This window comes from Clostridia bacterium (genome assembly GCA_017620395.1).
Lineage (GTDB): Bacteria > Bacillota > Clostridia > Oscillospirales > RGIG8002 > RGIG8002.
In genome coordinates this window covers 16,616-32,988 of the sequence record JAFZQJ010000012.1, presented here as the reverse complement: position 1 = coordinate 32,988, position 16,373 = coordinate 16,616, and the positions used below count along the sequence as shown (strand labels likewise).

Annotated in this window: 10 protein-coding genes and 1 tRNA gene; all 11 read right to left on the bottom strand. The window is 60.7% G+C overall.

Annotated elements, in window-relative coordinates; all coding sequences use genetic code 11:
- Positions 1–113: 113 nt before the first annotated feature.
- Positions 114–1,403, bottom strand: a complete 1,290-nt coding sequence (locus tag J5441_01655; protein ID MBO4933859.1) for a carbohydrate ABC transporter substrate-binding protein — start codon at positions 1,401–1,403, stop codon at positions 114–116.
- A 2-nt stretch (positions 1,404–1,405) separates the two neighbouring features.
- Positions 1,406–3,937 (bottom strand): response regulator, encoded by a 2,532-nt coding sequence (locus J5441_01650; protein MBO4933858.1) that lies wholly within the window; start codon positions 3,935–3,937, stop codon positions 1,406–1,408.
- Between the two features lie 407 nt (positions 3,938–4,344).
- Positions 4,345–4,420 (bottom strand) — tRNA-Pro (locus J5441_01645).
- Positions 4,421–4,600: 180 nt separating this feature from the next.
- On the bottom strand, positions 4,601–8,461 hold the full coding sequence (locus J5441_01640; protein ID MBO4933857.1) for a leucine-rich repeat protein: 3,861 nt from the start codon (positions 8,459–8,461) through the stop codon (positions 4,601–4,603).
- Between the two features lie 69 nt (positions 8,462–8,530).
- Complete coding sequence (locus tag J5441_01635; GenBank protein MBO4933856.1) at positions 8,531–9,976, bottom strand: hypothetical protein; 1,446 nt, start codon at positions 9,974–9,976, stop codon at positions 8,531–8,533.
- 308 nt (positions 9,977–10,284) lie between these two features.
- Positions 10,285–11,061 carry an RnfABCDGE type electron transport complex subunit B gene (locus tag J5441_01630; protein ID MBO4933855.1) on the bottom strand — a complete coding sequence of 259 codons (777 nt, stop codon included), beginning with the start codon at positions 11,059–11,061 and terminating at the stop codon, positions 10,285–10,287.
- Positions 11,062–11,073: 12 nt separating this feature from the next.
- On the bottom strand, positions 11,074–11,652 hold the full coding sequence (gene rsxA, locus J5441_01625) for an electron transport complex subunit RsxA (protein MBO4933854.1): 579 nt from the start codon (positions 11,650–11,652) through the stop codon (positions 11,074–11,076).
- A gap of 2 nt (positions 11,653–11,654) precedes the next feature.
- A complete protein-coding gene (rsxE, locus tag J5441_01620) occupies positions 11,655–13,115 on the bottom strand; it encodes an electron transport complex subunit RsxE (protein ID MBO4933853.1) in 1,461 nt (486 codons plus the stop codon).
- A gap of 11 nt (positions 13,116–13,126) precedes the next feature.
- Positions 13,127–13,879: an FMN-binding protein gene (locus J5441_01615; protein ID MBO4933852.1), complete on the bottom strand. Its 753-nt coding sequence runs from the start codon at positions 13,877–13,879 to the stop codon at positions 13,127–13,129.
- Positions 13,876–14,880, bottom strand: coding sequence for an RnfABCDGE type electron transport complex subunit D (locus J5441_01610; protein ID MBO4933851.1), 1,005 nt, complete (start codon positions 14,878–14,880; stop codon positions 13,876–13,878). Before J5441_01610 ends, J5441_01615 begins: the two co-directional genes overlap by 4 nt.
- 35 nt (positions 14,881–14,915) lie before the next feature.
- The gene (gene rsxC / locus J5441_01605) at positions 14,916–16,286 is read right to left on the bottom strand and encodes an electron transport complex subunit RsxC (GenBank protein MBO4933850.1); all 1,371 of its coding nucleotides are present in this window, start codon (positions 16,284–16,286) and stop codon (positions 14,916–14,918) included.
- Positions 16,287–16,373: the final 87 nt, after the last annotated feature.

Sequence of the window (16,373 nt, the reverse complement as noted above, 5' to 3'; positions counted from 1 at the left end):
GGCAATAAAAAACCTCTTTCGCTCACCATGGTGAGCGAAAGAGGTTTTGCTTTATAAGTCCGAACGGCGGTCATCCGCGGACGCGGATAAACCCGAAACGCGCGGTCTGCCGCTTATTCAAGGCTGCCGTATTTCGCCGCCGCTTCGTCGATCGTCAGCTCTCCCTTCGCGACCTTGAAGGAGGCGAGGCGGATCTGAACGGCGAGCGTATCCTCGATCCCGAGCTCGGTCGGAGAGATGATAAGGTCGGATTCGACCTCGCCGACGGGAGCGTAGACCTTATCGAAAGAAAGGTCCGTCGACGGCGTGATCAGACGCTTTACGGACGCCATCTGATTCAGCTCGGTCTTTGAAATGAGGAAGCGCATAAACTCGTTCGTCATATCCAGATTCTCGCAGGAACTGTTGACAGAAAACTGAACGGAAGGACTGTCAAGGAAATACCCGCCCTTGTCGGTCGTCGGGATCGGAGCAAAGGTATAGGTGAACGGATGCGCGGTAAATGCTTCGGACTGGCTTTCACGTTTGCCCGTGCCGGATACCGTATCGCCCGTGCAGATCATCATCGGAACGTCACCCTCGAAGAAGCGCAGGATAACTTCGGTATAGTTATCGGCGATCTTGTCGCATTCTTCCAGATTGACGCATCCCTTATCGATCAGCTGAGAGAGCACCTCGAGAGCCGGGCGCATATATTCACCCGCCGCGGGATCGCATTTATTTGCGGGAGCTACCATCTCCGGATGCTCGGCGAGAGTTGCCGCGAAAAGCGGGTAAACGACCGTATTCATCAGGCAGCCGGATGACTTCACGCTGTATCCCATCATCGGGCTGGCGTATCCTTTTTCGCGGAACGCGGCGCAGACGTCGAAAAGCTCCTGCAAGGTCGCGGGAACCTTGAGCCCCTCTTTTTCAAACAGATCGTTGTTGATCAGCATCCCGTAGGACGTCGAGAAGACCGGGACCATCAGAACAGCTCCCTGCGCGTCGCGGGCGATAAGGCCGGGACGGATGCAGTTCAGATCGAGCCCGAGAGCTTCGTCGGCAAGGTTTTCCATATGCGCGAAAACCCCGTCGTAAGCGGCGTTGCCGGTCATCCAGCTGAATGAAAAGAAGATGTTCGGCGCGTCGTTTCCGTCAAGGACGGTGGCGATCGAATTGTTGTAGTCGTCGATCTTCGTGTAGCTCAGTTCAACGTTCGGGTAAAACTCGTTGAAGCGGTCGAATTCCGCTTCGAGCGCCTCGAAGTTGCTGTAAGTTCCCACTACGCTGATCTTACACGCGGTGGCGGCGTCCAGCCCGGGTTCAAAGCCTTTCTGCTCCTCCGGCTGATTCGCGGAGCTGCAGGCGGCCGAGCCGAGGATCATCAGCGCCGCCAGAATGATGCTGAAGATTTTTTTCATTTTCAGTTCTCCCTTTCTTTTATCTTACGGATTTCCTTGATAACAAGCTTGACGTCCACGGGCTTGGCGATATGTCCGTTCATGCCCGCGTTAAGGCACTCGGTGACGTTTTCGGAGAAAGCGTCGGCCGTCATCGCGATTATCGGGATCGACGCCGCCCACGGCTTCTCCAGTTTGCGGATCTCTTTCGTGGCGTCGAGGCCGTTCATTTCAGGCATCTGCACGTCCATGAATATCAGCGTGTAGCGCCCTTCCTCGGCCTCTTTCATCTTATCGACGCAGACGCGGCCGTTCTCGGCGCGCTCCGCGGTCACGCCGAACATGCCGAGCATCGCGTTTATGATCTCCCAGTTGATATCGTTATCCTCCGCCACGAGGACGTGCACTCCGTCAAGATCGGAATAATCGTCCTCCGGCTCGGCGGATTTGATTTCTTTTCCGAGCAGCTGGCTTATCTTGTCATAAAGCGTGGAGCGGAAAAGCGGCTTGCTGACGAAGCCGTTGGCTCCCGCCTTCTTCGCCTCTTCTTCGACTTCGGATGTGTCGTAGGCGGATATGAGCAGAACGGGGACGTTCTCGTCTATCTCCGACCGGATCCGGCGCACCGTTTCGATCCCGTTCATATCCGGCATCTTCCAGTCGAGTATGATAACGTCGAAGCTCCGTCCCTCGCCGCGGCGCACGGAAATCATACCGAGCGCCTCCGCGCCGCTCTTCGCGCATTCGACCTTCGCGCCCATGGATTCGAGCGTATCCTCGGCCGTCTTGAGGAGCACTTCGTCGTCGTCGACGACCAGAACGTCGATCGGATCGAGCCGCATATCCTCTCTCTGTCTGTCGGATACGGGAATGTCTATGACGACGTTAAAGGTCGTTCCCTTGCCGGGCTCGCTTTGGCACTCGATCGTTCCGCCCATCAGATCGACCATCCTCTTCGTGATCGCAAGGCCGAGTCCGGTGCCCTGAATGCTGTTCACGCGGCTGTCAGTCTGGCGTGAAAACGGCTGGAACATTCTTTCCATAAACTCCGGAGTCATACCGATTCCGGTATCGGAAACCCGATACGTCAGTCTGACGCAGCCGTCGGCGGGGCTTTCCTCTTCCTTCATATCCACGCTGACGCTGCCGCCCGGCTCGGTGTATTTGACGGCGTTGGAAAGGATATTGATATAGATCTGATTCAGCCTGAGCTGATCGGCGTAAAGATATTCCTTTTCCATGCGGTTGACGCGGAAGTTGAAATCTATATTCTTCTCTTTGACCATCGGCTGAGACAGGTTGACGAGATTCTCGACCGTTTCGACTATGGAGAACGTCACGGGCGACAGATTCAGCTTTCCGCTCTCGACCTTGGATATATCCAGGATATCGTTTATCAGCGTCAGCAGGTGGTTGCCGGCAAGGCCGATCTTGCGGAGGCTTTCTCCCGTCGCCTCGGGATCGCCGAGGTTCTTCTGCGCGATCGTCGTCAGACCGATGATGGCGTTCATCGGAGTGCGGATGTCGTGCGACATGGTGGAAAGGAAATCGGTCTTCGCTTTGTTGGCGGACTCCGCCTCCATCGCCGCTTTCCGCAGCTTTTTGTTGAATTGCCGGACGAAGAGCATGTCTATGACGAACAGCACCAGCAGACCGGCGGAAATAACGCCGATCAGGATCCAGTTCTGCGTGTTTACTTTCAGATCCGTCTTCGGGATGATACTGAGCAGCGTCCACTCGACCGACTCGGCGATCGGAGTGTAGGCGAGCAGCATTTCTTCTCCGCGGGAGTTCAGTATCGTAACCGAGCCCGTGGAGGAGGTCATTTCGGAGTGAAGGCTCTCGAGAAGCGCCGGATCCGACGGGTTATACGACTTATAGAACTCGAAAAAGTTCGAGTTTTTGAACGTCTTGCTTTTTATGAGATAGTCGCCGTCGAAATCTATCAGGGTGATCTCCGCGTTCTCGAACTCCTCCTGCGGGAATATCCACTTCTGCTCCAGCTCGGATATGGGCAGCACGCGGAGCAGAACGGCCTCTTCAGCGGCGCCGTCTCCGGAGCCGCGGAGGGTGATCCTGTTGCAGAAGGCGAGAGACTGTTCGCCGTTCATCGGGTTGGTATAGGCGCGGGAGATATTGATGGAGTCGCCGATATCCGATATCCACGCCGTGTCGTTCAGGAATTCCATGTTCTTATAAGACACTTCGTACTCGCCGGTGCCCGGATGGGGACGCGTCGATACGCCCTTTTTACTGTCGAGATAAACCAGATGGGCGGACGCGTTCGGCAGCACGTGAGAAATACGGATATAATCGGCGGCCTCCTCCATGGACATTTCACGGCTGTTTATGTACCGCGCCCATACGTCGCAGACGCGCTGTTCGCCCTCAAGATAGTTCTCGGTGACGCGCTCCATGGCGGCGGTGGTGTTTTCGAAATGCTCGGTTTGTCTCTGAAGGTTGATCCTGTTCTCAAATATGGTATAAACGACAACAAAAAGCAGAATAGCGACCATAATGAGTACGTTTATTATGATTATTCCCATTCTCTTCATAACTTTTCACCGCCTTTTACCGCAACGTAAAGAGCCGCCGGTCACACGTCTGTATTTCAGAGCCGCCCTTACGGCCGCCTTTTCGGGAGTTTCCTCTCCGCGGTCGCTCCGTCCGGAACGGCTTCCGGTATATTCGTTCCGATTCTATATTATAGCATCTTATTATAACACGCGCCGCCGAACGTGTCAATAATTAGTTGAATCCGGACGGTTTTTTCAACCGCTTCAAGGCCGGTGAAAAAACGCCCTCCCCTCTGGGCGGATATGATATGATATCCGTTTCTTAATACGCCGCAGGCGTATATCATCCGCGCAGGCGTATATCATCCGCGCAAGCGTATATCATCCGTTCCGCGGGGAACGGATATCATTGCAAAAGGCGCCTGCCTTCGCAAGCGCCTTTTGCATGGTCCGAGTGGGGAGACTCGAACTCCCGGCTTCCGGCTCCCAAAGCCGGCGCCCTACCAACTGGGCTACACCCGGATAAGCGCACCGCGCAGATGCGCGGTGCGTAATGAATACTGAAAACTTAATACTTAATAATGAATAATTGAGGAGCAAATCGCTCCGCGATTTGAACTTATCGGCGCGTTATCCCGGGCTGCTCTTGTTTGCCTGCCGAGGACGACAAGCCGAAAAGGGCCGAAAAGACCCGCTTTTACGTTATCCCAGACTGCTCTGGTCGGCCAGCTTCGCCGCGACGCGCAGGATCATCAGCGCGTCGTTGACGCTGATCTCGCCGTCGCCGTCGACGTCGCCGATGGCGATTGCTTCGGGAGTTTCCTCCGCGAGCCTCGCGGCGATGCGGAGCGCGCGCAGCGCGTCGTTGACGCTGATCTCGCCGTCAAAGTCGAAGTCGCCCTTCATATACGCCGTCTCGACGACGGTGAAGGTTACGGTGACCTCCGTTCTGCCGTCGGTGATCGTGAAGACGTGGTCGCCGAGCGCGGTTATCGGAGTTCCCTCCTCGTACGCCTCGCCGTCCAGCGCGACGGACTCGACGCGCATCGCGGTCCAGGTGATCGCGACGCCCTCGGGCAGTTCGGAAAGCGCGTATCTGCCGCCCTCCTCAACGCCGGAAACGACCGGCGCTTCGTAAGGATCGAGGTCGCGGAAGGTCAGGCCGTTCGCCTGCGCGTAATCGTAGGCCGCGGACGGCCAGTGTCCCCACAGCTCGAAGTTCCCGGAAACGTTATAGAAGACGTAATCGCCGAAGTTTTCGGTCTGGCCGCTGACGGTGACCTTCTCAAGTCCGGCGCACTCCGAGAACGCTCCGTAGCCGATGGTTTCGGTCGGCCACGGGATATTGACGTCCGTCAGCGAGCTGCACTGGTAGAAGGCGTAGTCGCCTATCTCGCGCTCCTGCCCGCCGAACTCGATCTCCTTCAGGCTGACGCAGCCGCGGAAGGCGCCGTAGCCGACGGTCTCAACGCTCTCCGGCAGGACCGCCCTGCCTATCTGCATATACGTGTCGGGGTCTTCGCCGACCGAGCGGTCGCGGAAGGCGTATTTGCCTATCGAAAGCACGGTATAGCCGTCGATCTCGCCGGGAACCTCCACGAGGAAGGTATCGTCGTCGAACTTCTCAAAGTTCGGCTCGCCGGCGTCGTTCTTGAAGACGTAGCCGGCGATCTCCGCGCCGCCCGCGGGCAGCAGCTTGTAGATGAAGCGGCCGTCCTCCGATACGTGCTCCGTTTCGGTATCCACGCTGTAGGGGATGACGAAGGCGGTCAGCTCGGCGTCGGCGCCGACGGGCGCGCCGATGAAATTGCACGCCTCGTTCTCAAGGTCTATCTCATAAACGCCGCCGGTCTCTCTGCCGCACTGCGCCCAGTAGAGGCGGCCGGTGCTTCTGTCGAAGGTCATCGACTGCAGGTAGTACGCCTCGACCCCGAGGTCGAAGAGCTTGCCGACGACCGCTCCGTCTTCGCGCTCGCCGGTGACCGTCCAGAGCGCGGCTTCGTCGCCCGCGCCGATAGCGTAGAACGCGCCGTTCATATCGGCGGCGACAGTCATGAGCATGGGCGCGTCGCCCTCCTCGACGAGGATCGGGATAATGCCGTAGGGTTCGCCGGTTTCCGGATCGACGGTCGCGACGAAGCGGGCGTTATCATCGTCCGCAAGAAGCACGATAAACGTGCGGTGGACGTAGCTGTATGTCATATCGAGCACGGTGTAGTCAGTAATGACGGGCTCGTCGCTCCAGGAAACGTATTGGAAAGGCGATCCCTCGTCGGGGTGAATCGGCGGCAGAGTGAAGAAATATCCGTCCTCGGAATATCCGCAGAACGTATCGGCGACGAATTCCGCCGCCGCGACCGGATGCTGAACGTCGCCGAAATCCAGGGGCTCCGAGCCGCCGAAGATATCGAAGCCGACGAAGCCGGTCTCGCCGCTCGCGCTGTCGGAGATATAGGCGTAGGCGCGGAGGGGATCCTGAACCGGAGTATAAAGCGTGAACGCGACCGTGACAACGCTGAAGCCGTCGGTGACGGTCAGCACGTAGCCGCCCTCTTCCGTTATCGGAGTTCCCTGCTCGTAGGGCTCGCCGTTCAGCGTCGCCGTCGCTTCCGCCTCGGAAGTCCATGACGCGCTGACGCCGTCGGGGTATTCGCCGAGCGAATACTCCGCGCCGTCCTCGACGCCGGAAACGACCGGAGCCGCCGGAGGCTCGCCGTAGCAGATATCGTTGAAGCTCTCGGCGGTATTGCCGCTGAAGAGCTCTTCGTCTATCGAATACTCGACCGCGGTCGCGATATAAGCGCCGCCGCCGTAGATCGCAGCGGAGTCGCCGCTGACGGAACCGCCGCTGATAACGACCGATCCGTCCTCGGCGTAAACGCCGCCGCCGTAACGCGAGGTGGAGTTATCGGAAACGCTGCCGCCGACCATCACGAAGGAGCCGGACTTGACGTAAACGCCCGCTCCGGAAACGCTGCTGACGTTCCCGCTGATCTCGGCGTTCGGATAGAGGATAAACTCGCCCGCGTCGACGAGAATACAGGGCGCGTCGGCGGAGGAATTGCCGGCGACGAGGCGGCTCGAGCTGCTCTCGGTGTTGCCGAAGCGCAGTCTGCCCGCCGCGCTGACGCGGAAAAGCGGGCCTCTGTAACCGGCAACCCTCCTGACGGAGGCGGTGCCGGCGGCGGAGGTGATATTGACGTCCTTATCGAATACTCTCAGCTCTTCGCCGACGGTGAACGCGCCGGTAAGCACCAGCTTCACGCTCGCGCCGGAGCCGACGTTGGTATATATCGTGCTGTACGCCTTGCTCAGCGTGCGGAACGCCGAGGTCGCGGATCTGCCGTTGTTGCGGTCGTTGCCCGCGTCGGCGTCGACGTAGTATGTGTAATCGCCGCCGAAGGGCGTTACCGTTACGGTGCAGACGGACGTGAAGCCGCCTTCGTCCGTCGTCACGGTTATGTCAGCCGTTCCGGAGGAGACTCCGGTCACAATGCCGTCGGCGCTCACGGCGGCGACGGATTCGTTGTCGCTCGTCCACGTGACGGCGCGGTTCGTGGCGTTCGACGGACGCATCGCATAGGTCAATTTGAGCGTCTTGCCGACGGCGACGGTAGTGTTCTTGACCGTCACGATGCCGGTCACCGCGGCGTAGTCGACGACGCGCACGCTGCCGAGTCTGCCGCAGTCGGAGCCGAAGCTGTTCAGCGTATCCTTGCGGTAGATCCAGCGGAAGGTGTAGTCGCCCGTCTCGTCGGCGGTGTAGGAATACGCCGTCGGGTAGGCGACTTCGCCGGATATGGAGGCGACCTCAACGCCGTTGACCTCGAATATGAGCAGGTCGTGATCCTTTTCGCTGCTTACGCCCCAGTTGAAGGCGAGCGATTTGCCCGCTTCGAGCGAAGTGTTCAGCGTGACCGCGGATTCGGACGCGCTCTTGCCGGCGTTGCCGCTTCTGGCGGCGGACGCGCCGGAGACCGTTTCGGGAGTCCACGGATCGGAGGCGTCGTTCTCGAACGAGAGATCGCCGCCGTCGTTCAGCAGAGCGTCTATGTTCTCGGCGGAAGCGCTGTAAGTGCCGACGTATACTTCGTCGATATAACCGCGATCGTCATAGAGCGAATATGCCTCGTCTTTGACGTAGGTCCAGGCGACGACGTGCTCGCCGGGCTCCACCGCGAAAACGCGCTGTTCCGGTCCTACGACGCCGCTGATACGCGCCTTTTCGACGCCGTCAACGCTGAATGCGAGGTAGTCCCACTTCTGCTGCGAGGAGACCTTCCAGGTGAAGAATATCCCCTGCGTCTCCGCGAAGTTTATCGTCGCGGTGACGGAGGAGGATGAGGAATCCATGCCGGTGTTGCCGGCGGACACCCCGTACTTGCCTATGGATATGGTGTCCTGCACCCACGGGTTCTCCGCGTCGTTGACGAAGGTCAGATCGCCGCCGGTCGCGTTGATCAGATTGTCAAACTCATCGTCTGCGGACGCGATCAGCCCCGTTACCGTGAAGACGGAGAGGCAGAGCGTGAATGCGAGGATCAATGACAGCAGTTTTTTCATTTCGGTTCCTCCTTAATTGTATATCCGGTGATCTTTATCAAAACAGACTCGGTCTGTGCTTTCGCTTGTTTATTCGTCGGGCTCGGTTATCTCTTCCCGCTCCTCCGGCATGACGACCTTGACGTCGGTATCGCTTTCGGAGCTGCGGGATTCCGGCTCGGAGCTGCCGGAGTCGGGCTCGGCGGAACTGTATTCTTCGCCACGGCCGGAGGCGCCGGATTCCGCGTCGGGAAGCAGTCTGCCGAGCTCTTCCGCGGAGCCGTAGAGTATCCTGCCGTTTATATGGCGCTTGTCGAGCTCGCCGGTCTGCGCCTTGACGTCGTCGGGCGAAAGCTCGATATTCGCCGCTTCATCGGAATAAACCTGAATGAACGGCATCACCGCGGGCGGATCTTCCAGCGCGCCCTGCATCATATGAAGGCCGCCGCAGATCGCCTCGAAAAGCTCCGGCAGATCCGCGCTCTGCACGTCGCCGAAGGCGTATCTGCCGATCGACGCGACGCCGTCCGCGTGAAGGCGGCTGAGCGTCGCCGTCGGACAGACGACGTCCGCCTTCAGACCGAAGACGTTGAAGGTTATGCCCGCGCGTTCGTCCTGTTCGCCGCAGCAGAAGGGCGTATCCATCGCCACGTACAGCTCTATCCCCGCGGACTTCGCCGCGGAATAAAGGACCTCGATATTCTGTCTGACCGCGCCGGCCCGCGGTATTTCCGCGGTCTCCTCATCGGGGAATATCACCGTCCCGTCGTCTCCGTCCGAAGCTGTCGGGAAGCGCACGTTATCGACGAGAACGGCGTCGACTCCGCCCTGCGCGAGCTCGACGAGGAGGTCGCGGGCGTATTCGGCCGCGGCGGGATCGAAGGGGCTGAGCCAGGCGTGCCCGTTTCTGTCACGCCAGATCGCGTCGACCTTCTCGTTGCGCACGACGGTCGTCTCGTTGCCCTCTTCGTCGACCTCGGTTTCGGTCACCTCGCGCGATTCTACTGCGCAGTGCTTCAGATCCGTCGCGGCGAGGTCGTCGACGTAGAGCGACATACGGGCGATGATTCTTATGCCGGCGTTTTTGAACTTTACGATTATGCGGTCAAGCTCCGGCACGTTTTCCGGCACGGCGCCGAGCCGCCGCGCGGCGGGCAGGGCGCTCGCGTATGCGAGGACTCCGCTCTCCGGCTTGATATCCAGCACCGCCTCGGTTATCCCTTTGCGTTTGAGCATGGCGATAAGGCGGTCGGTATAGTAGGAATCGGTGAAATTGCCTCCGCACCAGCACGCGGCGGTGAGCCGCGAGTTTATCTCCTCCGTCGGCGAGGCTATCGGCGGTATGCCCTGACTGTCCAGTTCAGCAAGCCTCTCGCCGGACTTCGACGCGACGGAGAATATCAGATGCGTTATGAGCATACCGACGAAGAGCCAAAGCACCGTCCACCCCGCGATGCGCATTCCGCGCTTGACGCGGCGGGAGTCTCTGACCTTCTTCGATCCGCCTTTGTAGTTGTAACTGTTACGGTATGCCAATGGTTTCTCCTTTTTGATACGGCTGAAAGTTGATGCGCGGGCGGCGGGCGAAGCCCGCTTTTACGTTGCCGCGCGGGTACTGACGGAAGCGTTTGCGGGCGAGCAATGCTCGTCCCTACGGTTTCAGCGGCGCTCTGTCATTCCGAGGAGCCGGCGAAGCCGCCGACGAGGAATCCCCCGCCCTATGCAGACGGCTGCGAAAGGTGTGGGGTCCCTCGCTTCGCTCGGGATGACAGGCGTGAGTGCGTGAATGCGCGGACGAGCAATGCTCGTCCCTACGGTTCGCTCTGCCGCCGGACAGCGCCGCGTTAAGCTCTCATTAAAACCTTTTTTGGACATTTCTCTATACACTTGCCACAGGCGGTGCACTTGGACTGATCTATGACCGCGAGGTTGTCGACGACGTGGATCGCGTCGTGCTCGCAGGTCTTTTCGCAGATGCGGCAGCCGATGCAGCCGCGGTCGCAGAGCTCGCGGACGCGCTTGCCGGCGTCGCGGGAGGAGCAGCCGACGAAAACGCTGTCCTTCGGCTGGATCTTTATCAGGCGCTTCGGGCAGGCGCGGACGCAGGCGCCGCAGGCGGTGCACTTCTCGTCGTCTACGACGGCGACGCCGTTGACGACGTGTATGGCGTCGAACTTGCAGGACTGCACGCAGCTGCCGAGGCCGATGCAGGCGTAGGGGCAGAGCTTGTCGCCGCCGATCTTCGCAACGGACAGGCAGTCGAGCGCGCCCTTGAATTCCTGGCGCTGCTTCGCGGAGGTGCCGTGGCAGGCGACGCAGGAGGCGTGCGGCTTGTATTCGCCGCCGCTGACGCCCATTATTTCGTGGATGCTGTTATGCGCGGCCTCGTCGCAGACCTTGCAGCCGTCGCAGGACGCGTCGCCCTTGACGACCGCTTCCGCGAAGGCGCCGCAGCCGGAGAAGCCGCAGCCGCCGCAGTTCGCGCCGGGCAGGTGGCCGAGGATGCGGTCGATGCGCTCGTCCTTCTCGACCTTCCAGAACTTAGCGGCGACGCCGAGCATCAGGCCGAAAAAGGCGCCGATCGCGCCGATAACGGCGAAGGGTATGAGCAGTTCTTTCATATTACTACCCCCTTACAGCGCAAGGCCGCTGAAGCCCATGAACGCCAGCGACACGAGCGCCGCGGCGATCAGGGTGGAGGGCAGGCCCTTGAAGGACTCCGGCACGTTGCTCATATCGATACGCTCGCGGATGGTGGAGAATATCACCAGCACGAGCATGAAGCCGAGCGCGACGGAGAATCCGAAGACGACGCTCTCGAGGAAATTATACTCCCTCTGCACCGCGAGCAGCGCGGAGCCGAGCACGGCGCAGTTCGTCGTTATCAGCGGCAGGTAGATGCCGAGCGCTTCGTAGAGCGCGGGAATGAACTTCGCCAGCGCAAGCTCGACGAGCTGCACCATGGACGCGATGACGAGGATGAACGCGATCGTCTGCAGGTATTCGATATTCAGCGGCTTGAGAACGTAGGTGTTCAGCGCGTAGGTCACCGCCGAGGATATCGTTATCGTGAATATGACCGCGCATCCCATACCGAACGCGGTCTTTGTGTTTTTGGATACGCCGAGGAAGGGGCACATGCCCATAAAGCGCACGAGAACGTAGTTCTCTATCAGTATCGCGCCGAGGATTATGGGAATAAGCTTTGCCATAACTAACGTCCCTCCTTCTTATCGCGCTGACGCGTCACCGGCTCCGTCATGAAGGACGGCGGCTCGAGGCCGTCCTCCTCCGTGTCGAAGGTGAGTTGGGTGTTCGCGGCGGGTTTCGCTTCGGGCTTGGAAGCGCCGGCGTCGGCGGGGGATCCCTCACCCTGCGGATTCGGGATGACAGAGTCCGCCGCTTCCGCGGACTGCGGCTCGGAAGTCAACAACCCCTCCGCCGTCTGCGGCGGCACCTCCCCTTGCACAGGGGAGCCCGCGGCTGGAGCGAGCTCTTCCGCCGTTTCGGCTCCGCCGGCATAGCCGGTTTCGGTTTCGGCTCCGCCGAAGTAGCGGAGCGCCTCGGCGAGCGCCGCTTCGCGCTCCTCTTCGGAGGCGTAGGTTATCTCGTCGGAGGCGGGGGCGGCGTTCCCTCCCTCAGTCTCGGACGGCAAGCCGTCCTCGACAGCTCCCTCGTCTGAGGGAGCTCCGCCTTCGGCGGTTTCAGCCGCGGGTTCGGGTTCGGCCGCGGGCGCGGGTTCGCTGTCATTCCGGGGAGGCGAAGCCGACGGGGAATCCCCTTCCTCCTGCGGAACGCCGGTATCGGCGGATTCCGCCTCTTCCGCGGGCTGCGGCTTATCGGAAGTCAACAACCCCTCCGTCGCCTGCGGCGACACCTCCCCTTGCACAGGGGAGGCCTCGGCGGGAGCTATTTCCTCCGCCGCTTCCGCGGCCTTCGTTTCCACTACTGTTATAAGCGGCTTGACCGTTGCTTTCTCAAGCTGCGGCTCATTCGCGGCGGGCTTGATCTCCGGCTCCGCCGGTTTTTCCGCTTTTGCTTCTTCGGGCGCGGCCGCTTCTCCGGCGGGAGCCGCCTTCGCCTTGCGGCGCTTGCTTATCCAGGCGCAGAACGCCATGACCAGACCGAGCACCAGCAGACCGCCGGGCGCGAGCGAGAATATCATTATCGGCGGAATGAGCTTGAAGTCGTAGCCGAGCAGCGCGCCGGTGCCGAGCACCTCGCGGATCGTTGAAACTATGCATATCGCGCCGGTGAAGCCGAGTCCGCAGGCGAGACCGTCGACGACCGACGGCAGAGGCTTGTTGCGGCTCGCGAAGGCTTCGGCGCGGGCGAGGATTATGCAGTTGACGACTATCAGCGGGATATAGACGCCCAGGCTCGCCGAAAGCGAGGGCAGGAACGCCTTCATGAGCATTTCGACCATCGTCACGAATCCCGCGATTATGACGATGAAGGAGGCGATCCTGATGCGCTTGTCGATGACCTTGCGCAGCAGGGATATGAACAGGTTGGAGCAGATAAGCACCGCCGTGACCGCGACTCCCATACCGAGTCCGTTCATCAGCTGCGTGGAGACCGCCAGCGTCGGGCACATGCCGAGCACCTGCACGAGCACGGGGTTCTGAGTTATGATTCCGTCTTTCAGGATCTTGCCGTAGTTGTTCTTCTTCATAACGCCGCCCCCTAACCTTCTATGAACAGGTCGGACAGCAGGACGAACGCCTTGTTGACCGCGCCGACCGCCGCCTTGGAGGATATGCTCGCTCCGGTGATGGCGGCTATATCGTTCTTACCGGAGGGCGTGCCCTTGACGAACTTGAAGGGAGCGGACTTGCCGGTGAACTGATCGAAGAAGCCTTCGCCGGTGATGCGCGTGCCTACGCCGTTCGTTTCTGACATCGAGATCACGCCCATACCGTTTACCTGCCCGAACTTGTCGAAGCAGACGAGCATCTTTATCTCGCCGCCGTAGCCGTTCTCGGAGACCGTAACGGCATAGCCGAGCAGCTCGCCCTTTTCGCCGGAGGCGTTATCCTGCGCGGGCGTTTCGGGTTCGGACGGCGTTTCGGGCGAAGCCGACGACTCTTCCGAAGACGCTTCCGACGACTCTTCCGAAGACGCGGGGGTTTCGGAGGATTCCTCCGAAGACTGCTCCGCGGCGTCGGACGCAGGCTCCTGCGGCGCGGGCGTTTCGCCCTCCGCGTTCGCGGGCTTATACGCCGCGAAGTATTCGGTGCCGTCGCCGAGAGCGAGCTTCTCGAAGACCGCGTCGTAGTCGTAGAACTGGCGGATCGTGTTGAACTCCGCCTCGCCCTCGAGCGCGGCGATGCGGTCCTTCGTCAGCGCGTTTACGCCCGCGAGCGCGAGCGAAACGACCGCCGTTATCACGAAGAGGGACACACAGAGCTTGAGGATCTGATTCTTGAAGATCTTCATCGCGCCGCCCCCTTCCGGGCGAACTTCGCCTTAATTTTCGTCCAGTTATCGCGCAGACGGACCGGCGCGGTGGCGCGGTCTATCATCCAGGTAAAGCAGTTCATCACAAGGATCGCGAAGCAGACGGATTCGGGGCCGCTGCCCTTGTAGCGCATGAACATCGTCAGTGCGCCGCACCCGACGCCGAATATTATCTTGCCGACGGGGTGGACGGGCGCGGTGGAATAGTCGGTCGCCATATAAATCGCGCCGAGCAGCACGCCGCCGGACATTATCTCGGTCAGAACGTACGTTCCGAGCGGCATATAGGAAACTCTTGGGAATATCAGCGCGATCGCCGCGACCGTGCCTATGTACGCCGCGGGGATGTGCCAGGTTATCACGCGCGTGACGAGCAGGAGCAGTCCGCCGGCGATGAGTATGACCGCGGCGGTCTCGCCGATGCTGCCGGCGCGTTCGCCGATGAAGAGCTGAAGCAGATCTTCCGCAGGCTGTTCTCCCGCCTTCAGCGAGGCGAGCGGAGTCGCGGAGGTGATCAGATCCGGCATCGACTTGAAAAGCGACAGGTGCGTATGCACCGGCGGCCATGTGTTGAAGGACGCCGGCCACGACAGCATCATGAACGCTCTCGCGGCGAGCGCGGGATTCATGAAGTTCCTGCCGATGCCGCCGAACACCTGCTTGACTATCACTATCGCGAATACGCCTCCGACTATCGGCATCCACACGGGGATGGACGGCGGCAGAGTACACGCCAGCAGCGTGCCGGTGACGACGGCGGAGAGGTCTCCGACCGTGCATTTCTTCATCGTCAGCCGCTGATACAGCCACTCGCTGAGCACGCAGGAAAGCACGCTTATCGCGGTGATGATCACCACGCGCGGCCCGTAGTAATACGTCGAAAGCGCGACGACGCAGAGCAGCGGGAGCAGCACGCAGCCCATGACGCGGGCGGTGCCTTCGTTCTCGCGGATGTGCGGCGGGAGCGTGACGGTCAGCATTTTTTCGGAAACGGTGACCTTGTTTTCGTTATCGATCATTTCGCCGCCTCCTTTGCCGCCGCCTGCGCGGCTTTTTCTTTTTCCTCCTGCTCCGCTATCGCGACGCGCGCCTTGCCGGCGCGGATGCGCGCGAGCAGCGGCACGCGGCCGGTGCAGACGTAGGCGCAGCAGCCGCATTCGATGCAGTCCTTGACGTGATAGCGGCGCAGCGCGTCGACGTTGTTGACCTCGCCGTAGGCGGCGAAGAGCAGCGGACTTAAGTTCATCGGGCAGACGGTCACGCACTTGCCGCAGCGGATGCAGGCGCCGTTGTATTCGCCTTTGACCTCCGCCTCGGTGAAGGTTATCAGACCGGTGGTGGTTTTCGTGACGGGCGTTTCAAGCGTGCTGAGCGCGGCGCCGGTCATCGGGCCGCCGCTTATCACCTTCGCGGGGTTCTCGCAGAAGCCGCCGCACGCCGAAGCCAGCACCGAGAAGGGCGTGCCGACGCGCGCCTCGAAGTTCTCGGGTGACTTGACGCAGCTGCCCGCGACGGTCACGGTGGTGGTCACCAGCGGCATATCGTATCTGCACGCGTCGTAGGATGCGGCGCAGGACGACACGTTGAATATCGCCGCGCCGACGTCCGCAGGGAGCTTGCCTCCCGGAACGCGCTTGTTCATTATCGCTTTGATGAGCTGCTTTTCGCCGCCCTGCGGGTATTTCACAGGCAGTTGGACGACGGTTATACCGCCGGGAGAAGCCGCTGCCGCCGCTTCGATGCACTTTATCGCGTTCGGCTTGTTCTTCTCGATGGCGATGACCGTGTGCTTCGCGCCGACCGCGCGGGAAAGCAGGAGCACGCCGCCGACGACCTTCTCGGAGCGCTCGACCATGACGCGGTCGTCGCAGGAAAGGTACGGCTCGCATTCCGCGCCGTTGGCGATGCAGTAGTCGATCGTCTTGCCGCGGCAGGACGATATCTTGACCGCGGTCGGGAAGCCCGCGCCGCCCATGCCGACGATGCCGGCGCGGCGCACCGCTTCGCATATCTCCTCCGGAGTCATGGAGTCGACGTCGCGCGGCTCGCGCAGAATGGACTGATCGAGCAGATCCCTGCCGTCGTTCTCGATGACGACGCACTTGCAGAAGCCGCCGGACTGGTGCGGGATCATCTCGAAGCCCGCAACCCTGCCGGAAACGGGAGAGTGCACCCTCGCGCCGAGCTTGCCCTCCGGCACCTCGCCGATGACCTGGCCGAGACGCACCTCGTCCCCGACGTTCACGACGGGAACGCAGGGCGCGCCGATGTGCTGACTGAGCGGCACCTTCAGCGTTTCGCCCGGCTCAAGCGGGATTATCGCGCGCTCGTTCTGCGGCGACTTGTTATAGGGCGGATGCACGCCGCCCCTGAATCTGTTGAGCATTGGCAAATATCACCTCTTGATTACTTGCTGTTGCGTTAGTATCATTGTATTAAACGGGCGAAGCCCGAATAACGCTTTACGGAGTTT